This is a genomic window from Haliea sp. E17, from assembly GCF_048323675.1.
Taxonomy (GTDB): Bacteria; Pseudomonadota; Gammaproteobacteria; order Pseudomonadales; family Halieaceae; genus Mangrovimicrobium.
In genome coordinates this window covers 1-16,477 of sequence record NZ_JBLWFK010000002.1, presented here as the reverse complement: position 1 = coordinate 16,477, position 16,477 = coordinate 1, and the positions used below count along the sequence as shown (strand labels likewise).

Below are 16,477 nucleotides of genomic sequence, written 5' to 3'. Positions count from 1 at the left end.
CGTGCCGGTCAGAAGCCGGCAAAACGCACCTGTTCATCCAGCGGAACACGGCCGCGCTCGAAGTTGTTCACCGGGGCTTCCGGATCACGGTAACCTATGCCCATACCGCAGAAAAAAACATGCGTTGTATCGTCGACGCCGATAAATTCCTTGATCAGCCGCGCGTACATCGAAAGGAATTCCTGCGGGCAACTGTCCAGCCCCGCCTCCCGTAACAGCAGCATGATTGTCTGCAGCCACATGCCCACATCCGACCACTGGGGCGGCCCCATCACCCGGGGAAAATAGCAGAGCAGCAATACCGGTGCGCCGAAGGACACGACGTTTTCCATGATCTTCGCCTGGCGCGCCTCAGTGTCGTCCCGGGCGACCCCCATCGCCGCGTACTGCTTTGCACCCATTTGCACCAACCGGTCGGTGTACATCGCCGGGATATCCCGCGGCTGGATCGCGTACTCGGGCGGGTCCTGCATGGGTGACTGCCGCATCAGGCCCTGCAATTCACTGAGGGGTCCCCCGGTCAGCACCGTGGCCTCCCAGGGCTGGAAATTGCATCCCGATGGCGCCATTCGCGCGGTATCCAGTACCCGCCTGATAACCTCCAGCGGTACCGGGGTATCGAGAAAGGCGCGCACGGTACGGCGTGACGTTACTGCCTGGGTGACCGACATCGACTGCATAAACTGTCCTCTGTTCCTGTAAGTTACTGTATGCCAAAAATTGCACGGTTTCGGGGAAAAACTGAATCATCGCCAACTTGAGCCTGTTCCCGCTTTCCCCTAGACTCAACCGCCTGCCCTACAGACAACAGAGGTATAAGATCATGATGGGAATGGGTGACGGCTCCTGCCCCTATGCGTTCAATTTCGACCCGGAAACCTTCAAGGTTGGCGACACCGTGAGCTACCGCGTCCCCTCGCTCGGGGAGTTTCCCTTTGCCGCGGAAATCAAGGCGGTATATGTCGACTATATCGAGATCAGCGATTACGGCGAACCCAACAAGGTGATGCGCGCCACGCGCGAAAGCCGGCCCACGGTTTCCGACGCGGACGCCCTCGGCTGATCCCACCGCTTACTGCCCCCGGCCGCCGGCTGTGCCTCCGCGCAGCCGGATCGGTTTGAACAACAGCACACTCAGCGCCACCGCAAATACCAGCATCGCCATTGCGTAGAAATTGTCCAGGTAGGCGATCATCAGCGCCTGCCGGCTCATCTCCATATTCAACAATCCCAGGAATGCCGGCCCTATTTCGCCAAAGCGCAGGGCCATGGTTGCCGGGTCAATACCGGGCAGATTGTAGGACGTGACCGCCGAGGCCATGTCGGCATGGCTGACCTGGGTAGTACGGGAGATGTAGGTCACCATGATGGAAATGCCGAAACTGCCGCCGATACTGCGCATCAGGTTGAGCAGGCTTGCGGCGTCCGGCCGGTACTCGGGCTTCAGCGTGGTAAACGCCGCCACGTTCATCGGCGTAAAGGTCAGGCCGAGCCCCAGCCCCTGGACGAAGCCGGCGAGCAGGATCGGCCCACGGCCCATGTCCAGCGCCCACTGCGACATCATCCACAGCGCGTAGCTCGCAATCAGCAGGCCCACACAGGTGAGGTAGCGGATGTCGACCCGGTGCATGATCCGCGAGACAAAGGTCATCATGATCATCACCCCGATTCCGCGCGGCATCAGCAGCAACCCGGTATCCCAGGCACTGTAGCCGTAGACATTCTGGAACATGATCGGCTGGATCGAGGCGATGGCGATGTTCGCCGCTCCAAGCACGAACATGAACATGAAGGCCGCGAGAAAGTTGCGGTTGCGCAGCAATCCCGCGGAGAACAGCGGTGATCGCGTGGTGAAGGTGTGGACGAAGAAAACCCAGAAGGCGGCCCCCGCAATCAGCAATTCCACCAGGATTTCCGTGGAAGTAAACCAGTCCTTGCTCTGGCCGCGATCGAGCATCAACTGCACGCAGACCAGGGCCGTGGCCAGCGCGAGGAAGCCCAGCCGATCGAGTCCGCGGATCACCCGGGGCCGCGAAGGCAACAGCCAGGCCAGGATAAGCAGGGTAGGAATACCGAGCGGCAGGTTGATGTAGAAAATCCAGCGCCAGTTAAGCGTATCGGTAATCAGGCCGCCGAGCATGGGGCCGGTAATCGGCGCGATCATCACCACCATTCCCCACATTGAAATGGCTGCGGGCTGTTTGCTGGGTGGATTGATGTCGTACATGATGGTTTGCGACATCGGCCCGATAAACGCGGCGCAAAAACCCTGCAGTGTGCGGAAAAACACCATCTGGGCCAGCGAGGTGGCGGCGCCACAGAGCATCGATGTCAACAGGAATCCGGCCACAGCCCAGAGGAATACCTGGCGCGAACCGAGCCGGTCCGATACCCAGCCCACCGCCGGTGTCACCAGCACTGTCGCGATGATATAGCTGGTCAGCACCCAGGCGACCGTATCCATGGAGGCGCCGAGGCTGGCCTGCATATGTGGCAGCGCGACATTGGCGATGGTCGCATCGAGGAACTGGATAATCGACACGCCCATTACCGCGACCATCAGCAGCGCGCGGTGGGGTGTCTCCAGTGTGGCCCTGTCCTCCGCGGGATCAAGCTCGCGGTGGGTTTCGGGCTTATTCGCCGATATCGACTCGGACATGCACCGACTGCCCCGCGATCAGTTGTTGTTCCGGCCGGTCATCGATGGCGATACGGACCGGTATCCGCTGGGTCACCTTGACCCAGTTGGCGTTGGCGTTCTGGGCTGGAATGATGGCGAACTCGGACGCCGTCCCCGCGCCGATACTCTCCACGTGCGCAGCGAGTTCGAGTCCCGGGTAGGTATCCACCTTGACCGTCGCCGCCTGACCCACCCGCATGCGGGACAGGTCGGTTTCCTTGAAATTCGCCTCTACCCAGCTGCTGTCGTTTTTCACGATGGTAACCGCCGGCAGGCTCTGCACCATCAACTGCCCGGGTTGCAACCGGTCGGTCTGGCTGACAATGCCATTGACCGGCGCGCGGATTTCGGTGCGCCGGAGATTGAGTTCTGCCTGTGCGAGGCGTACCTCGGCGGCCCGCACATCGGGGTTGCCACCGCCCTCCTCGCCCCCGGTGGACAGGGCCGCCAGTGCACGGCTTGCCTCGGCCCGGGCGCTGGCCAGCTTGGTCCGGGCCTCCGCCAGATCGTGCTCCGCGGCCTGCAGGGAAGCCTCGGTGCTGACGCGGGTAGTGACCAGCTCCTGCTGGCGCTTGAACTCCTTCGCGTAGTAGGCGATGTCTTCCTCGGCATTGTCGATCTGCACACTGGAGGTGTCGTACACCGTCTGCAGCTCTTCCACCCTGGCGCGCGCCGCGGCCAGTTCCGCCCTCGCTTCGGCGACCGCCAGGCGATAGGGTTCCGGATCGATGCGGAACAGGAGGTCACCCTCCAGTACGCGCTGGTTTTCACGTACACCGACTTCGACGATCCTGCCCCCCACCTCCGCACTGATGGAAATCTTGTCCTGGTGGATATAGGCGTTCTCCGTGCTGACATAGCGCGCTGTCAGCAGGTAATAGGACAGCGCCGCCAACCCGAGCAGCAGCGGGCCAACCAGCATCAGTAGCATTCGTCGAACGGGACCGGGCAATTGGTGTACTCCTGATTTACTTTGCGGGCTCTCAATCCGGAGCCCGGGAAATGGTTATCGGCGTCAGGCCTCTTCCACTGTGCGCCGGGACAGGTTCTGGCGCAGTTTTTCAAGGGAGAGGCGCAGCGAATTGCGCTCTTTCTGGTTGATGCCCTCGAGCATCTCGGCCATTACGGCGTCCGCCAGCGGTTGCAGCTCCGCCAGCAGGTCGCGGGCCTTGCCCCGGAGATAGAGCCGCCAGATCCGCCGGTCGGCGGGATCCCGGCGCCGTTCGACGAGCTCGGCTTCCTGCAGGCGGTCGACCATGCGGCACAGGGTTATCGGCTCGACGTCGAGCAGGTCGGCGAGGCCGCCCTGGCGAATACCCTCATGGCGGCGCAACATGGTCAGCACCTGCCACTGGGCGCGGGTGACGCCGATACTGCGCGCCCGTTCGTCGAACGAGCGGCGCATCAGCCGCGACACATCCGCCAGCACTGATCCGATACTGTCTTCCATAAGCCACCTTTAATTAAGCATGCTTATATTATGCTGGCATGTCTTCACGATCAAGTGACAGTCTGGTAACAGTCGCCCTGCCCCGGCTGCGACAGCCGGGCCCGGAAACAAAAATGGCGCCCGAAGGCGCCATTTCGAAGTACTACAAATTTAGAAGTTGTAGCGCACGGATGCACCGAAGATGCGCGGCGGGCCGTAGGTGTTGGCCACGATACCCAGGTCTTCCGGTACGCTCAGGCCACCGGTGACGTAGTCTTCGTCAAACGCATTGTTGATGAAGGCCGCCGCGTCGAGTTCGCTGCCCATGATCGAACGCCAATCGATACGGAAGTTCCATACCGCGTAGGAGTCGGTCTTCAGGGTATCCAGCGCGCCCGCCAGGTCTTCTTCGGCCCAGCCGAGATCCGGCCACAGCCAGCCGTCGTCGTTGGTGTACATCTCGTCCTGCCAGTACACGCTGGCCATCACGCTGATGTCACCGTACTGGGCATCCACGGGCAGGTAGTAGCTGATCGTACCTGTCGCAGTGTTTTCCGGAACGTAGGTGAAATTAGCCTGTGAGTAGTCGACAGTAACCACTTCGCCGTTGGGGAAACGCACGTCGCGGGGCCAGTCGTCGTAGCTCGCGTCCACGTAGGAGTAGCCGGCGGTCAGGGTCAGGCCATCGAAGGGGGCAACGGTCAGGTCGATTTCAAAGCCATCAATGGTCGCTTCTGCGGCGTTGATGGTGTAGGTCTCGAAGTTGCCGGTGGACGGGTTGTTACCGGATACGGTCTTCTGGATGTCCTGGTAATCCTGGCGGTAGGCGGCCAGGTTGGCGCGCACCGGCATACCGGCGATGATCCAGTCGGATTTCAGGCCCAGCTCGTAGTTCAGTACAGTCTCTTCATCGAAGGGCTGCAGGCTGAAGCTGTTGGTGCCACGCTCGTTGAAACCACCGGTACGGTAGCCGTTGGCGACGCTGGCGTAAACCAGCATTTCGTCCATCGGGGTCCAGTTCAGGGACAGGCGGCCGGTGGGCGAGTCGAAGGTCTCGTTTTCCTTGCGGAAACAGGCATCGTCCGGCAGGTAGACGTTGTTGTCGTCACGCATTGCGCAGTGGAAAGTACCGTACTGCGGCGAGCTGCGATCGGTGTCGAACGCCCAGTTCTTTGCCACCAGGGAGCGGTCGTCCTGGGTGTAGCGCGCGCCAACCGTCAGCGACCATTCGGCGTTGAAGGTGTAGGTACCCTCACCGAATATGGACCAGGCTTCGTTCTCCACTTCCGCCCACGGCGAGGTCTGCAGGTAACCCTGAGCTGCTATTGTACTCAACGGAGGCACGTTCGGGCCCGTGTAGTTCGGATTCGCACCGGCGATCTGGTTGGGGTATTTCTCGTTGCCTTCCATCTTCATCCAGAAGGCGCCGACCAGCCACTCCAGGTCGCCGCCGAAGGAATCGCCCAGCAGCTGGAGTTCTTCGCTGTACTGCTTGGCGTCCATGTCCCGGAGAATCGGATCGATGGTGTACGGCAGAGTCGTGGAAGTAATACCGCCGAAGAGGGGCACGGCAGTGCCGTCGGCGTCGGTGGTGTTTTCGGTAACAACTTCACGATAACCGAAAACGTTTTTCACGGTGACGCTGTCGTTCAGTTCCAGTTCAGTGATGTTCGACAGGAACGTGTTTTCAACGCGGTCGGGAGCATTGAGGTCGGCCTCCAGGGTCTTCCAGTCACGTCCGGCCTGCGCGGCGAAAGCCTCGTCAATTTCGCCATTCTGGTTGTGGATCAGGTCGTAGATGACGGCCAGGCCCGCAGAGTGGTTGAAAAACGCCGGGGTGGGAACACGCGCCATGGCGTCGTTCTCGTCGTAGGACACAACCAGATTGTTGCTCAGGCTGTCGGTCGGCTGCCAGGCCATGCTGACACGCACGCCGTAGGAGTCCTCATCCCAGAAGTAATCGTCTTCGGCGAAGGGGTTGTCCGCGATATTGCTCTGGTAGCCATCGCGCTCCAGTTTACGGCCGGCGAGGCGAAACTGCAGGGTGTCGCTGACCGGCAGGTCCACCGCGCCTTCGAGTTGCAGCAGGTCGTAGTTGCCGACCTTCACCTCTGCGTAGCCGCCGAACTCGTAGCCGGGTGCCTGGGGAGTAAGAATCATGGCGCCGCCGGTGCTGTTGCGGCCGAACAGGGTTCCCTGGGGACCCTTCAGGACCTGCACGCTCGACAGGTCGTACATGGCGAGGTTAGTGCCTTCCGTCGGCGTCATTACAACCTCTGCGAAGTACAGCGGAACCGCCGCGTCCAGGGTCAGGCCCGCGGTGGAGGGGCGCTGGCCGCGCAGGGTAACCAGCGGAGTGTTGACGCCGGTACCGCCTTCGGAGAAGCGCAGGGACGGAACGTGCAGGCCGACATCGCGCAGTTCGCCTATGTTCTGGTCGCGCAGGAAGTTCTCATTCATCGCGGTGACGGCGACGGGAATGTCCTGGGCAATCTCCTGGCGACGACGCGCGGTAACTACGACTTCTTCCAGCGAGACGACCGAGGAGCCGGACTGCTGGGCCGAAGCGAGGGGAACCTGGGTCGCGGTAGCGGCGACGACAGCTGCAATAGCTGCGCGCATACGGCGATTGGATGACGATCGTGCGATGTGGGTGGTTTCGGTTTGATTCTTAGTCATAACTCTACATCTCTTATTGACGAGGCAATCGAATACAACAAGGCCCTGGCTGTGGAAGCCATGGACCTTGAATAAAGTGGTGATGATTTGAGTACCACTCGGTTGACTGTGACGCCCGATGCGCCTGGGCGGCCAGTCGTTCCTACTGAACTGCTGAGCACCCTCTTACGGGGTGTTTGATGGTCCCTGGCAATCACTGTGTTGCCGGGTTCGGACAGGCCGAATAAAACCGCGCACATGCTGCCTAAACGAGGGGTGGAAGGTCAATAGATGAACCAACATATTGTCAGTAATTTTTACAAATATACGTACATAAAACAGAAAAAAAACCCGACGAGTCAAACTCGCCGGGTTTTCCTGGTCAACAATCAGCCCGCGGCTTTTTGTTTTCCTTCCTCAGCGTGATGCGCGAACATCCGCGCCAGGTCGCCGGAAGTGATGCGGCGTTCTTCACCGTCCAGCGGTTTTTCTCCGGACAGGGAAGTTGGCGTGGTATCCACACCGTCAGCCTTGGCCCTGGCACGCAGTGCACCCACAGTCAACTCTTCTTTCTTCTGGGTCTTGAAGGGATCGAAGCTGAACCAGTTCATAGCGTTGATGTGGGTGATCTTGTTGATCTGCTCGTCGGTCAGGTGCTTGCACTGCTCCCAGAGGTGTTCGGGGCAGTCGGGCCACAGGGTGTCGGAGTGCGGGTAGTCGCACTCGTAGGCCACCAGGTCCTCGTTGAGCTTGTCGAGGTTCTGCAGGCCATAGGCGTCGTCGATGAAGCACAGCATGAAGTGCTTCTTGAAGCGCTCGCTGGGCAGCATGCCGCCGAAGTGGTTGTGGGTCCAGTACTTGTGGCGGGAGTGGGAGAAGTCCGCCCGCTCCATGAAGTAAGGCACCCAGCCGATGCTGGCTTCGGACATGGCGATTTTCATGTCGTACTCGTACAGGGCCTTGAGGTGCAGCCAGTCGGCCGCGCCCACGGAACTGGACAGGGGCATGGTGGTGATCCAGGCCTCGATCGGGGTTTCCATGGAGGCGTGGGGAACCGGGTTGCCGGCGCCGATGTGCAGGCAGGTCACGATATTGTTTTCCGCCAGCGCCTTGTACATGGGGTTCCAGTACTCGTTGTGGATGCTCGGCAGGTCCTGCTTGGTGGGGTTCTCGTTCAGGGACACCGCGGTGCAACCCTTGGCGGCGAGGCGCTTGATTTCCTCGACCGTGGCGTCCATGTCCCAGGTCGGCAGCAGGCCACAGGGAATGAAACGGCCGGGGTAGGCGCCACACCACTCGTCGACGTGCCAGTCGTTGTAGGCGCGCAGGTGCTTCAGGGCCAGGCCCTTGTCCGGCGCCCTGTGGAACCGGCCGCCGTCGAACCCGACCACGGTGCCGAAGTTCAGGGAAGCGGCAACACCGTTGACGTTCATGTCGTTGATGCGCTCATGCACGTTGTAAACGCCCTTGCGCATCTCCTCCAGGGAATTCGGCTCCATGCCGTACTCTTCCAGCGGACGGCCGACAACCGCGTTCAGGCCCACGGAAGGCATGTACATGCCCTGGTAGGTCCAGTAGTTCTTGCCGTTGGCATCGGTACCGAACTTGGGCGCGGTGGCGAGGTCTTCGCCCGACAGGTGCTTGTCGAACATGTCGGGGGGCTCGGAAATGTGATCATCTACGCTGATGATCACCATATCGTCTTTTTGCATTTTACTTCCTCCAGTGCGATAGAGATCGCCTGTCTTTCTCAGGCTATGTTGCTCTAAAAAATGTAACCGTTTATTGGACTTATAAATTCGTTACATGTTCCATTAATGGCACCTCGGTACCATTGCTGAAATCCTTCACCTCCCCCACCCGGTGAGCAGTGGCTGCCCGGTCCGGCTGGAAGGTATAGCAGTTGGGCGGCATCCGGGTGGCATCCGACTGGTCTTCCAGCGGGATGCTGCGGCCGTTTGCCATCATATTAGCCCACCGCAGGATCTTCGCGGCTTCGAGCGCCTCGCCTGCCAGCGTCTGCAGCCAGGGCTTCATTGCAAACAGCGCAATACCCGCCATCTCGTCGGGGGCGACAATGCACATGTCGCGCTCGCTCCAGCCGGTCACCCGGCTGCCGTTCCTGCGCAGCTCGGCGTGACGCACACCGTCCACCGGGTCCGACACCAGCACATCGAAAATCACCGGCTCGACGACTGCCGCATAACGTGCAGCCATCTGTGCGAGATCGAACAGGTGGGTGCAATTTGCGGATTTTTCCGCCACTGCAGCGGGGAAATCCTCGAGGGCAGTGCCGGTAAACGTGGCTTCCAACTGCGCCACCGCACCCGGACAGGTATTCCAGGGCGCCCTGCGCATCACCGGCTCCACCCGCAGGGCAACGCCGTCGACCACGTGCAGGACCACACCCATACAGTGGTAATCATCCTCCACCTCGGCGCTAATACTGCCGGCGCCGGGAGTGACCCTGAAGCGGCGCCGGAAACCGGGCAACTGGTCCAGGGCCTGCGAGGTCATGGGGTCAGTCCCGCACCAGCAACAGCGCGGTTGCCAGCGGGCCGCCGCCGGAAGTGGCGACAGCGACTTTCGGGTCGCCCGGAATCTGCCGCTCGCCGCCCTTGCCGCGCAACTGGACGACGGATTCGAGGGCGAAGCCGAAGCCGTGCAGGCGGCCGGCGCCGATCTGGCCGCCAAAGGTATTCATCGGCAACTCGCCGTCCAGGGCAATGCGCTTGCCGCCCTCGATAAACTTGCCACCCTCGCCGATCTCGCAGAAGCCGAGGGCTTCCAGCCAGCTCAGCGCCAGGAAACTGAAACCGTCGTAAAACTGTACGGTATCGACATCCTCGGGCCGGTAATCGGTGCGCTTCCAGAGGTCGCGCCCGGTCGCGTAGCTGGCCATCCATTCGGCCTGGTCCCAGCTGTGGCGGTCCACAGACCCGGCCACGGCTTCTACCCGGATCGGGGTGCATTTCACTTCATCCAGCGCGTCACCCGCGGAGACGATCAGCACGGTGGACGCATCGGTATAGCGGTCGCAGTCGAACAGGCACAGCGGCTCTGAGATCATCCGCGCGGACATGTACTGGTCCATGGTCAGCGGCTCGCGAACCAGTGCCCGCGGATTGAGCATGGCATTGGCGCGGTCGTTCAGCGCGATCTGCGCCAGCTGCTCGCGGGTCAGACCGTATTTCTTGACGTGCCGCATTGCGTACTGCGCGACCCAGGTCGCAGCGGAAATCGCGTAGAAAGGCGCAAACCACTGGCTGTAGCTTTCGACCCGTTCGGGGCGGGCCATCGGGAATTCTTCGGGGCGGGCCATCGCGGCGGCTTCGTAGACAGTGCGGAAACAGATGACATGCCGCGCCTCGCCACTGCGGACCGCGTTTACCGCGGCGCCGACGGCTCCCAGCTGGGAAGTGATCTCACCGCCACCGGCATACCAGGTGGCCTTGATCCCGAGCGCATCGACCAGTTCATCCGCGCCCACCGGGGAAAAGCCGAGATAGCCGCCCATGCGGCCCGGGTAGGTAGAGACACCGTCGATTTGTTCGATCGTCAAACCCGCCTCGTCCAGTGCTTCCTTGACCGCATCGACGGTCAGCAGCAGCGGGTGGCGGGTCAGTTTCATGCCGACTTCGGACTGGCCGACGCCGGTGATATAGGCTTCTTTACACTGCATGATTATCCAGCCTTTTCAAACAGGGGAACGAACACGTCGTCCTGTTGCTCGAAGGTGACCTTGACGCGGTCGCCGAATTCCACCTCATCGATTTCACAGCCCACGATATTGGTCGTGAGATAGACACCGGGGGCGCCATCGATAGCGACGCGGGCAATCACCAGCGGTACCTTCATCGCCGGGTGCCACATCTGGTGGCAGATGGTGTAGGTATCGATGACACCGGTGCCGGCGACCGCCTGCGGCGCGACATTTTCCGAAAGGCAGTGACGGCAAACGGGCCGCGGCGGATGGGTAAACTCACCGCAGTCACTGCACTGGTTGATGCGCAATTCACCTTCCGCGCCACCGGTCCAGAACGCGCGGTTGTCGTTATCCAGTCGTGGTAATGGGCGTGACGCCATGCTGTAACCTCTTATTGGACGGGGGGCTTTACCAGTCCCCCGATACGAAAAGGGCGGCGATCTCGCCGCCCCAGGGGTCGTTGAACATTAAATATGTTTAACGTCCGCCCATCATCGCGGACAGGTCGATCTGGCCGGTGGCGATACCGCCCATGAAGCCGCCATCGACCGGCAGCGCAACACCGTTGATGAAACCGGCAGCGTCGCTGTTCAGCAGTACCAGCGGACCGGCCTGCTCTTCCGGGGTGGAGCGGCGGTTGATCGGCTGCATGGCCGCTTCCAGGACCGCTGCGGGAGTGGCTTCCTCAAAGTGCTTCATCATCGGGGTCTGGGTCGGCGCAGGCAGGGTGCAGTTGATGCGGATGCCCTGCTTGATCAGGCGCGAGGATACCAGCATGGTCCAGACGATGATCGCTTCCTTGGAGAAGGCGTAGCCTTCCCTGACATGGTCGGGGTTCGCTTCACACCACTTGATCGCGGCGTCGTAGTCGTCGATGGAGATCAGTTCCATCAGCTGGGGCATGTGCTGGCTCCAGCCGATACCGCCAGTGGAAGAGATGCTGGCGATCGCACCGCCCTCGGACATCAGCTTGATGACCTGTTCGGTGACGCGGCGGGTGCCGGCGTAGTTCACTTTCATTACATCCAGCGCAGGCGCGGTCTGCGGCAGGCCGGCACAGTTGAACAGGGCATCTACCTTGCCGCCGATACCGGCAACAGCGGCATCGATCGCCGCCGGGTCACGCAGGTCCACCTGGGTGAACGAGGCCAGTTCCAGGCTGGTTTCCTTGTAGTCCAGGCCGTGCACTTCCGCACCCAGTTCAACCAGCTGGCGGGCTGTCGCTTCGCCCATACCTGAGAAACAGCCGCTGACAATGACGCGCTTGTTCTTGTATCCGAGAAAATCCATGTGCAATTCCTGCTTTGATCTAGGGGTTATGATTGGCAGGATTCCGCTGTGAACCCTGCTACGACTGGAATTTTGGGGCGATTACGAACTGTAGCCGTGTTTCTCGCTTTACTCGCCGCCATCGGCGACTTCAATTATTCGTTCGGGGCAGGCGCGAGCGCCACGCCGGGCGAGCTCTTCCATCCCCGCGGGGACGTCGATTTCCTCGACGGCGATATAGCCTTCTTCGTCGAGGGGGAACAGCTCACTGGAGACAGCTGCGCAGCGCGCGTTGCCCACGCAAAATGACTTGTCAATTTTTAGTTTCATGTCGTCCTCCGCCACAGGGGTGGCGCGACAGACTACACCATGCCCGATTACAAACTCAACTCTCGCAGGAGGGGAACTGAGCGCTGTGTAACGGTACAATGCTGCGACTTGCCAGACCCGCTGGCCAAGCCTTTGCAGGGTGCTTTATTATACAGCACTGGTGTTTAATAACAATTATCCGGAAAGACGGCCACGACCCGCAAATCCAGGTTCTGATCGACCTTCCTGCCCGCCTTGCGGTCGGGCCAGGAATGAACCGGCCCGAATACCAAAAGTCAGGAGAAGCAACAGATGTCTAAAATTATCGCAATCACCGGCGCCGGCGTCGGTCTGGGCCGGGCACTGGCGCGGCGCTTCGCCAGCGAGGGAGAGACCGTGGTCCTGCTGGGGCGCACCGCATCCAAGGTGGCGGCCGCGGCCGCCGAGATCGGCGAGCGCGCCAGCGGCATCGGCTGCGACGTCGGCAACCCGGAGTCCGTGCGCGCGGCCTTCACACAGATTGCGGAACGCCACGCCCACATCGACGTCCTGATCAACAACGCGGCCATTTTCGAGCCCTTCCAGGTCGTCAACGCCACCGACGAACAGATCCTGGGGACCATTACCACCAACCTCGCCGGCCCCATGCTCTGCGCCCGCTCCGCGATCCCCCTGATGAGCGCCGGCGGCCTGATCATCAATGTATCCAGCGAATCGGTAGGCCTCCCCTTCCCCCATCTTTCCGTGTACCAGAGCAGCAAGGCCGGGCTGGAGCGCTTCTCCGAGAGCCTGCGCGCCGAACTCGAGGACTCCGGCATCCGTGTCACCAATGTGCGTGCCGGCCAGATGTTCGAGGAAGGCAAGGAGTGGAACGTCAACCGCGATGACGCCATCGCCTTCCACCAGGCGGCGCTGAAAGCCGGGCTCAACCTCGGGGAACGGCCGATTTCCTCATTCGAGTCGGTCACTGATATATTCCGGGCTCTGCTCGACCTGCCGGCAGACCTGCAGGCGGCGGCCATCAATCTCCACGCCCGCAAGGCATAACCGCGATCGGACGATAACAACATGAATGAAACATTTGATTTCGTAGTGGTAGGCAGCGGCGGCGGCGCCTTCAGTGCGGCGCTGGCCATGCGCGCTGCCGGCAAGAGCGTCGTTATCCTGGAGAAACTGGACAAGGTTGGCGGCACCACCGCCGTGTCCGGCGGCGTGATGTGGATTCCCAACAACCGCTACATGCGCGAGGCCGGCGTCAGCGACAGTCGCGCGCAGGCCATCGAGTACATGGACGCGGTGATCGAGGACGGCGAGGACACGCCCGGCACCAGCCACGAGCGCAGGGTAAAATATGTCGATTCCTCCGTGGAGATGCTGGAATTCCTGGTGTCGCAGGGCCTGCGCTTCCGCCGCGTGCCGAGCTGGCCCGATTACTACCCCGGCCCCGGCGAATCGGTACCCGGGCGGACCGTGGTCTCGGAACTGTTTGACCTCAACCAGCTGGGCGAATGGAAAGAGCGCCTGCAACCCGGCTTCCTTCCGCTCGCGGCCTACCTCGAGGAAGCCATGCAGCTGGCCAACATGAAACGCAACTGGGCGGGCAAGAAGGCGCTGTTCACAGTGCTCGGACGCACCATCGGCAACCGCCTGCGCGGCAGGAACCTGGCCACCGCCGGACAGGCACTGCAGGGACAGATGCTGCACAAGGCGCTGGCAGCCGGCGTGGATGTCCGCACCGGCGCCGGCGTGCAGGAACTGGTCGAGGAAAACGGCCGGGTGACCGGGGTCAAAATCAGCAAGGATGGCAAGGACTGGCTGATCGGCGCCACGCTCGGCGTCCTGGTCAATGCCGGCGGCTTCTCCCGCAACCAGCAGCTGCGCGACCAGTACATCCCGGAAACCTCCGCCGAGTGGACCCTGACAGCCGCGGGCGACACCGGCGAGATGCTGCTCGAGGGCCAACGGCACGGCGCCGCACTGGCGCAGATGGACCAGCGCATCGGCAACCCGATGACCTTCCTGCCCGACGGTAAACCCGCCATCGTCCACGGCGACATGGCCAAGCCCCATTCCATCGTCGTGGACCAGAACGCACAGCGCTACATGAGCGAAGCCGCGTCCTATGTGGAAGTGGGCAAGTCGATCCTCTCCCACCAGGCAAACGCCCCGGCGATTCCCAGCTGGCTGGTCTTCGACAGCCAGTTTATCGACACCTACATGCTCGCCGGCAGCATGCCGGGCAGCAAGAAACCGAAGGAATGGACGGAGTCCGGTTTCCTGAAAAGCGCCGCCAGCATCGAGGAACTCGCCGCCCAGTGCGAACTCGACCCGGCTGCGCTCGCGGCCACTGTCGACCGTTTCAACGGCTTCGCCAAAGCGGGCAAGGACGAGGACTTCGGCCGCGGCAGCCACGTCTACCACGGCTGGCTGGGCGATCCGCTCAACGAGCAGGCACCTACGCTCGGCGCCGTGGAGCAAGGCCCCTTCTACGCCATCAAGGTCTACCCCGGCGACGTCAGCACCTTCGGCGGCATGCTGACCGACTGCGACGCGCGGGTCCTGCGGGAGGACGGCTCGGTGATCGAAGGGCTGTATGCCACTGGTACCTCCACGGCGTCGGTGATGGGCAAGAACGCCCCCGGGGCGGGCGCCAGCATCGGCCCCTCAGTGACCTGGGGCTACGTGGCGGCACAACACGCGCTGGCCGCGGCGCCTTAACATCCTGTTAGAAAGCATGACATTTAATACCCAGTAATAGACAATCGCGCACCACGCGCCGAATTATAACCCCGAGGAGATTTTCGACATGAACCAGTTACCTGATGCCCTGCTCTGCATCGACGGCGAGATGCGCCCCGCCGAGGGCGACAAGAAATTCGACAATATCTGCCCCTGGACCGGTGAAGTCGTCGGCCAGGCCGCCGACGGTTCCGCCAGCGACGTCGAGGCAGCCATTGCGTCCTCGCGCAAGGCTTTCGATGAAACCGACTGGTCCACCAACCACGCCAAGCGGATCGAGCTGGTCACCAAATTCGCCCAGCTGCTGCGCGAGAATCGCGACACCCTGATGCAGATCGCCCGCCTGGAAGCGGGTTCCTCCATCGGCGCCGCCGCCTTCGCCCAGGTCGACAACGCCCTGACCTGCGGTGAAGACATGCTCAAGTGCTTCGAGGAAATCGAGTGGCAGGAAGATCGCGGCGTCCGCGAATTCATGGGCGGCAAGTCCAAGCGCACCGTCTACCACACCCCGCTGGGCGTGGTCGGCGCCATCACCCCCTGGAACGTGCCGCTGTACGTGAACATCGGCAAGGTCTACGGCGCGCTGCTTGCCGGCTGCACCGTGATCCTGAAGCCTGCCCCGGACACCCCGCTGATGGGCTCCTACATGGGTGAACTCGGCATCCAGGCCGGCCTGCCCAAGGGCGTCCTCAATGTGATCACCGCCCAGGACCCGGCGCTGGCCGGCGAAATGCTGACCCGCGACCACCGCGTCGACGTGATCTCCTTCACCGGTTCCACCGGCGTGGGCAAGCGCATCATGGAAAATGGCGCCGAATCCCTGAAGCGCCTGTTCCTGGAACTGGGTGGCAAGTCAGTGAATATCATCCTCGACGACGCCGACGATTTCGCCATGAAAGTCATGACCGGCATGGCGGTATTCCACGCCGGCCAGGGCTGCGCCATGCCGACCCGCATGCTGGTGCCCAAGAGCCGCTACGAGGAAGCCGTGGGCGCCCTGCAGATGGCCTACCAGGGCTTCGCTGAAAGGTGGGGCGACTTCGACGCGCCGGACCAGGTCATGGGCCCGGTCATCTCCAAGCGCCAGCACGACCGCGTCATGGGTTACATCGAACTGGGCCAGCAGGAAGGCGCGCGCCTGCTTGCCGGCGGCAAGTCACGCCCGGACAAGGGCAACGGTTTCTTCATTGAACCGACCTGCTTCGTCGACTGCACCAACGACATGCGCATCGCCCGCGAAGAGATCTTCGGCCCAGTGCTGTGTGTGATCCCCTTCGAGGATGACGAGGACGCGATCCGCATCGCCAACGACTCGGACTACGGCCTGGGCGGCGGTGTACACGGCAGTGTCGAGCGCGCGACCGCGATCGCCCGCCGCATCCACGCTGGCGCGATCAGCGTCAACAGCGGCATGAGCATCACCGGCGACCTGCCCTTCGGCGGCTTCAAGCAGAGCGGCATGGGCCGCGAGTGGGGCCGCGAAGGCATCGAGGACTTCCTCGACACCAAGGTGATCGCAGTCGGCGGCCAGTAAGACCCCGCACGCGCTGCGTCACCTGAACAGCCTGGCTAGTGAGCCGGGCTGTTTTTGCTGACCACCGATCTAGTGAAAAACCCGGCATTTTCGCCGGGTTTTTCTTTTTGTGCGCCGGGTCGATTGAATCACTGTACTGGGGCGGCCTGGCGT

Annotated in this window: 15 protein-coding genes; 4 read left to right on the top strand and 11 right to left on the bottom strand. The window is 61.9% G+C overall.

The annotated features are described in order from the left end of the window. Positions 1-8: 8 nt before the first annotated feature. Positions 9-680: a nitroreductase gene (locus tag ACNKU3_RS03210; RefSeq protein WP_418257975.1), complete on the bottom strand. Its 672-nt coding sequence runs from the start codon at positions 678-680 to the stop codon at positions 9-11. Positions 681-823: 143 nt separating this feature from the next. On the opposite strand from ACNKU3_RS03210, the gene ACNKU3_RS03205 reads away from it, so the two are divergent. Beyond that, positions 824-1,063 (top strand): hypothetical protein, encoded by a 240-nt coding sequence (locus ACNKU3_RS03205; RefSeq protein ID WP_418257974.1) that lies wholly within the window; start codon positions 824-826, stop codon positions 1,061-1,063. Positions 1,064-1,072: 9 nt separating this feature from the next. Here the strand turns inward: ACNKU3_RS03205 and ACNKU3_RS03200 are convergent, their stop codons facing one another. The 10 genes from ACNKU3_RS03200 to ACNKU3_RS03155 form a co-directional block, all read right to left on the bottom strand. After that, complete coding sequence (locus tag ACNKU3_RS03200) at positions 1,073-2,659, bottom strand: DHA2 family efflux MFS transporter permease subunit (RefSeq protein WP_418257973.1); 1,587 nt, start codon at positions 2,657-2,659, stop codon at positions 1,073-1,075. Continuing rightward, positions 2,634-3,602, bottom strand: coding sequence for an HlyD family secretion protein (locus ACNKU3_RS03195; RefSeq protein ID WP_418257972.1), 969 nt, complete (start codon positions 3,600-3,602; stop codon positions 2,634-2,636). The genes ACNKU3_RS03200 and ACNKU3_RS03195 overlap by 26 nt, the downstream gene beginning before the upstream one ends. Positions 3,603-3,695: 93 nt before the next feature. Further along, on the bottom strand, positions 3,696-4,130 hold the full coding sequence (locus ACNKU3_RS03190) for a MarR family winged helix-turn-helix transcriptional regulator (protein ID WP_418257971.1): 435 nt from the start codon (positions 4,128-4,130) through the stop codon (positions 3,696-3,698). A 150-nt stretch (positions 4,131-4,280) separates the two neighbouring features. Then, a complete protein-coding gene (locus ACNKU3_RS03185; protein WP_418257970.1) occupies positions 4,281-6,788 on the bottom strand; it encodes a TonB-dependent receptor in 2,508 nt (835 codons plus the stop codon). Positions 6,789-7,156: 368 nt separating this feature from the next. Next, entirely contained in the window at positions 7,157-8,479 is a 1,323-nt protein-coding gene (locus ACNKU3_RS03180) for an amidohydrolase family protein (RefSeq protein ID WP_418257969.1), read from the bottom strand. Positions 8,480-8,558: 79 nt separating this feature from the next. After that, complete coding sequence (locus ACNKU3_RS03175; RefSeq protein WP_418257968.1) at positions 8,559-9,284, bottom strand: DUF2889 domain-containing protein; 726 nt, start codon at positions 9,282-9,284, stop codon at positions 8,559-8,561. Positions 9,285-9,288: 4 nt separating this feature from the next. Next, positions 9,289-10,449 (bottom strand): thiolase family protein, encoded by a 1,161-nt coding sequence (locus ACNKU3_RS03170; protein WP_418257967.1) that lies wholly within the window; start codon positions 10,447-10,449, stop codon positions 9,289-9,291. A 2-nt stretch (positions 10,450-10,451) separates the two neighbouring features. Continuing rightward, positions 10,452-10,853, bottom strand: a complete 402-nt coding sequence (locus ACNKU3_RS03165; RefSeq protein WP_418257966.1) for a Zn-ribbon domain-containing OB-fold protein — start codon at positions 10,851-10,853, stop codon at positions 10,452-10,454. Positions 10,854-10,950: 97 nt separating this feature from the next. Beyond that, positions 10,951-11,763, bottom strand: coding sequence for a coniferyl-alcohol dehydrogenase (locus tag ACNKU3_RS03160; RefSeq protein WP_418257965.1), 813 nt, complete (start codon positions 11,761-11,763; stop codon positions 10,951-10,953). A gap of 108 nt (positions 11,764-11,871) precedes the next feature. Then, complete coding sequence (locus ACNKU3_RS03155) at positions 11,872-12,072, bottom strand: ferredoxin (protein ID WP_418257964.1); 201 nt, start codon at positions 12,070-12,072, stop codon at positions 11,872-11,874. A gap of 291 nt (positions 12,073-12,363) precedes the next feature. Between ACNKU3_RS03155 and ACNKU3_RS03150 the strand changes: the two genes are divergently transcribed. From ACNKU3_RS03150 to ACNKU3_RS03140, 3 genes are all read left to right on the top strand, one after another. After that, positions 12,364-13,098 carry an SDR family oxidoreductase gene (locus ACNKU3_RS03150; RefSeq protein ID WP_418257963.1) on the top strand — a complete coding sequence of 245 codons (735 nt, stop codon included), beginning with the start codon at positions 12,364-12,366 and terminating at the stop codon, positions 13,096-13,098. A 21-nt stretch (positions 13,099-13,119) separates the two neighbouring features. Further along, positions 13,120-14,769, top strand: coding sequence for an FAD-dependent oxidoreductase (locus ACNKU3_RS03145; protein ID WP_418257962.1), 1,650 nt, complete (start codon positions 13,120-13,122; stop codon positions 14,767-14,769). A gap of 88 nt (positions 14,770-14,857) precedes the next feature. After that, entirely contained in the window at positions 14,858-16,324 is a 1,467-nt protein-coding gene (locus ACNKU3_RS03140; protein WP_418257961.1) for an aldehyde dehydrogenase family protein, read from the top strand. The last annotated feature ends 153 nt before the right edge of the window (positions 16,325-16,477 follow it).

Bases quoted from the DNA above. Each gene is read 5' to 3' on its own strand.
- ACNKU3_RS03210 (WP_418257975.1), bottom strand. From the start codon at position 680: ATGCAGTCGATGTCGGTCACCCAGGCAGTAACGTCACGCCGTACCGTG.
- ACNKU3_RS03205 (WP_418257974.1), top strand. From the start codon at position 824: ATGATGGGAATGGGTGACGGCTCCTGCCCCTATGCGTTCAATTTCGAC.
- ACNKU3_RS03200 (WP_418257973.1), bottom strand. From the start codon at position 2,659: ATGTCCGAGTCGATATCGGCGAATAAGCCCGAAACCCACCGCGAGCTT.
- ACNKU3_RS03195 (WP_418257972.1), bottom strand. From the start codon at position 3,602: ATGCTGGTTGGCCCGCTGCTGCTCGGGTTGGCGGCGCTGTCCTATTAC.
- ACNKU3_RS03190 (WP_418257971.1), bottom strand. From the start codon at position 4,130: ATGGAAGACAGTATCGGATCAGTGCTGGCGGATGTGTCGCGGCTGATG.
- ACNKU3_RS03185 (WP_418257970.1), bottom strand. From the start codon at position 6,788: ATGACTAAGAATCAAACCGAAACCACCCACATCGCACGATCGTCATCC.
- ACNKU3_RS03180 (WP_418257969.1), bottom strand. From the start codon at position 8,479: ATGCAAAAAGACGATATGGTGATCATCAGCGTAGATGATCACATTTCC.
- ACNKU3_RS03175 (WP_418257968.1), bottom strand. From the start codon at position 9,284: ATGACCTCGCAGGCCCTGGACCAGTTGCCCGGTTTCCGGCGCCGCTTC.
- ACNKU3_RS03170 (WP_418257967.1), bottom strand. From the start codon at position 10,449: ATGCAGTGTAAAGAAGCCTATATCACCGGCGTCGGCCAGTCCGAAGTC.
- ACNKU3_RS03165 (WP_418257966.1), bottom strand. From the start codon at position 10,853: ATGGCGTCACGCCCATTACCACGACTGGATAACGACAACCGCGCGTTC.
- ACNKU3_RS03160 (WP_418257965.1), bottom strand. From the start codon at position 11,763: ATGGATTTTCTCGGATACAAGAACAAGCGCGTCATTGTCAGCGGCTGT.
- ACNKU3_RS03155 (WP_418257964.1), bottom strand. From the start codon at position 12,072: ATGAAACTAAAAATTGACAAGTCATTTTGCGTGGGCAACGCGCGCTGC.
- ACNKU3_RS03150 (WP_418257963.1), top strand. From the start codon at position 12,364: ATGTCTAAAATTATCGCAATCACCGGCGCCGGCGTCGGTCTGGGCCGG.
- ACNKU3_RS03145 (WP_418257962.1), top strand. From the start codon at position 13,120: ATGAATGAAACATTTGATTTCGTAGTGGTAGGCAGCGGCGGCGGCGCC.
- ACNKU3_RS03140 (WP_418257961.1), top strand. From the start codon at position 14,858: ATGAACCAGTTACCTGATGCCCTGCTCTGCATCGACGGCGAGATGCGC.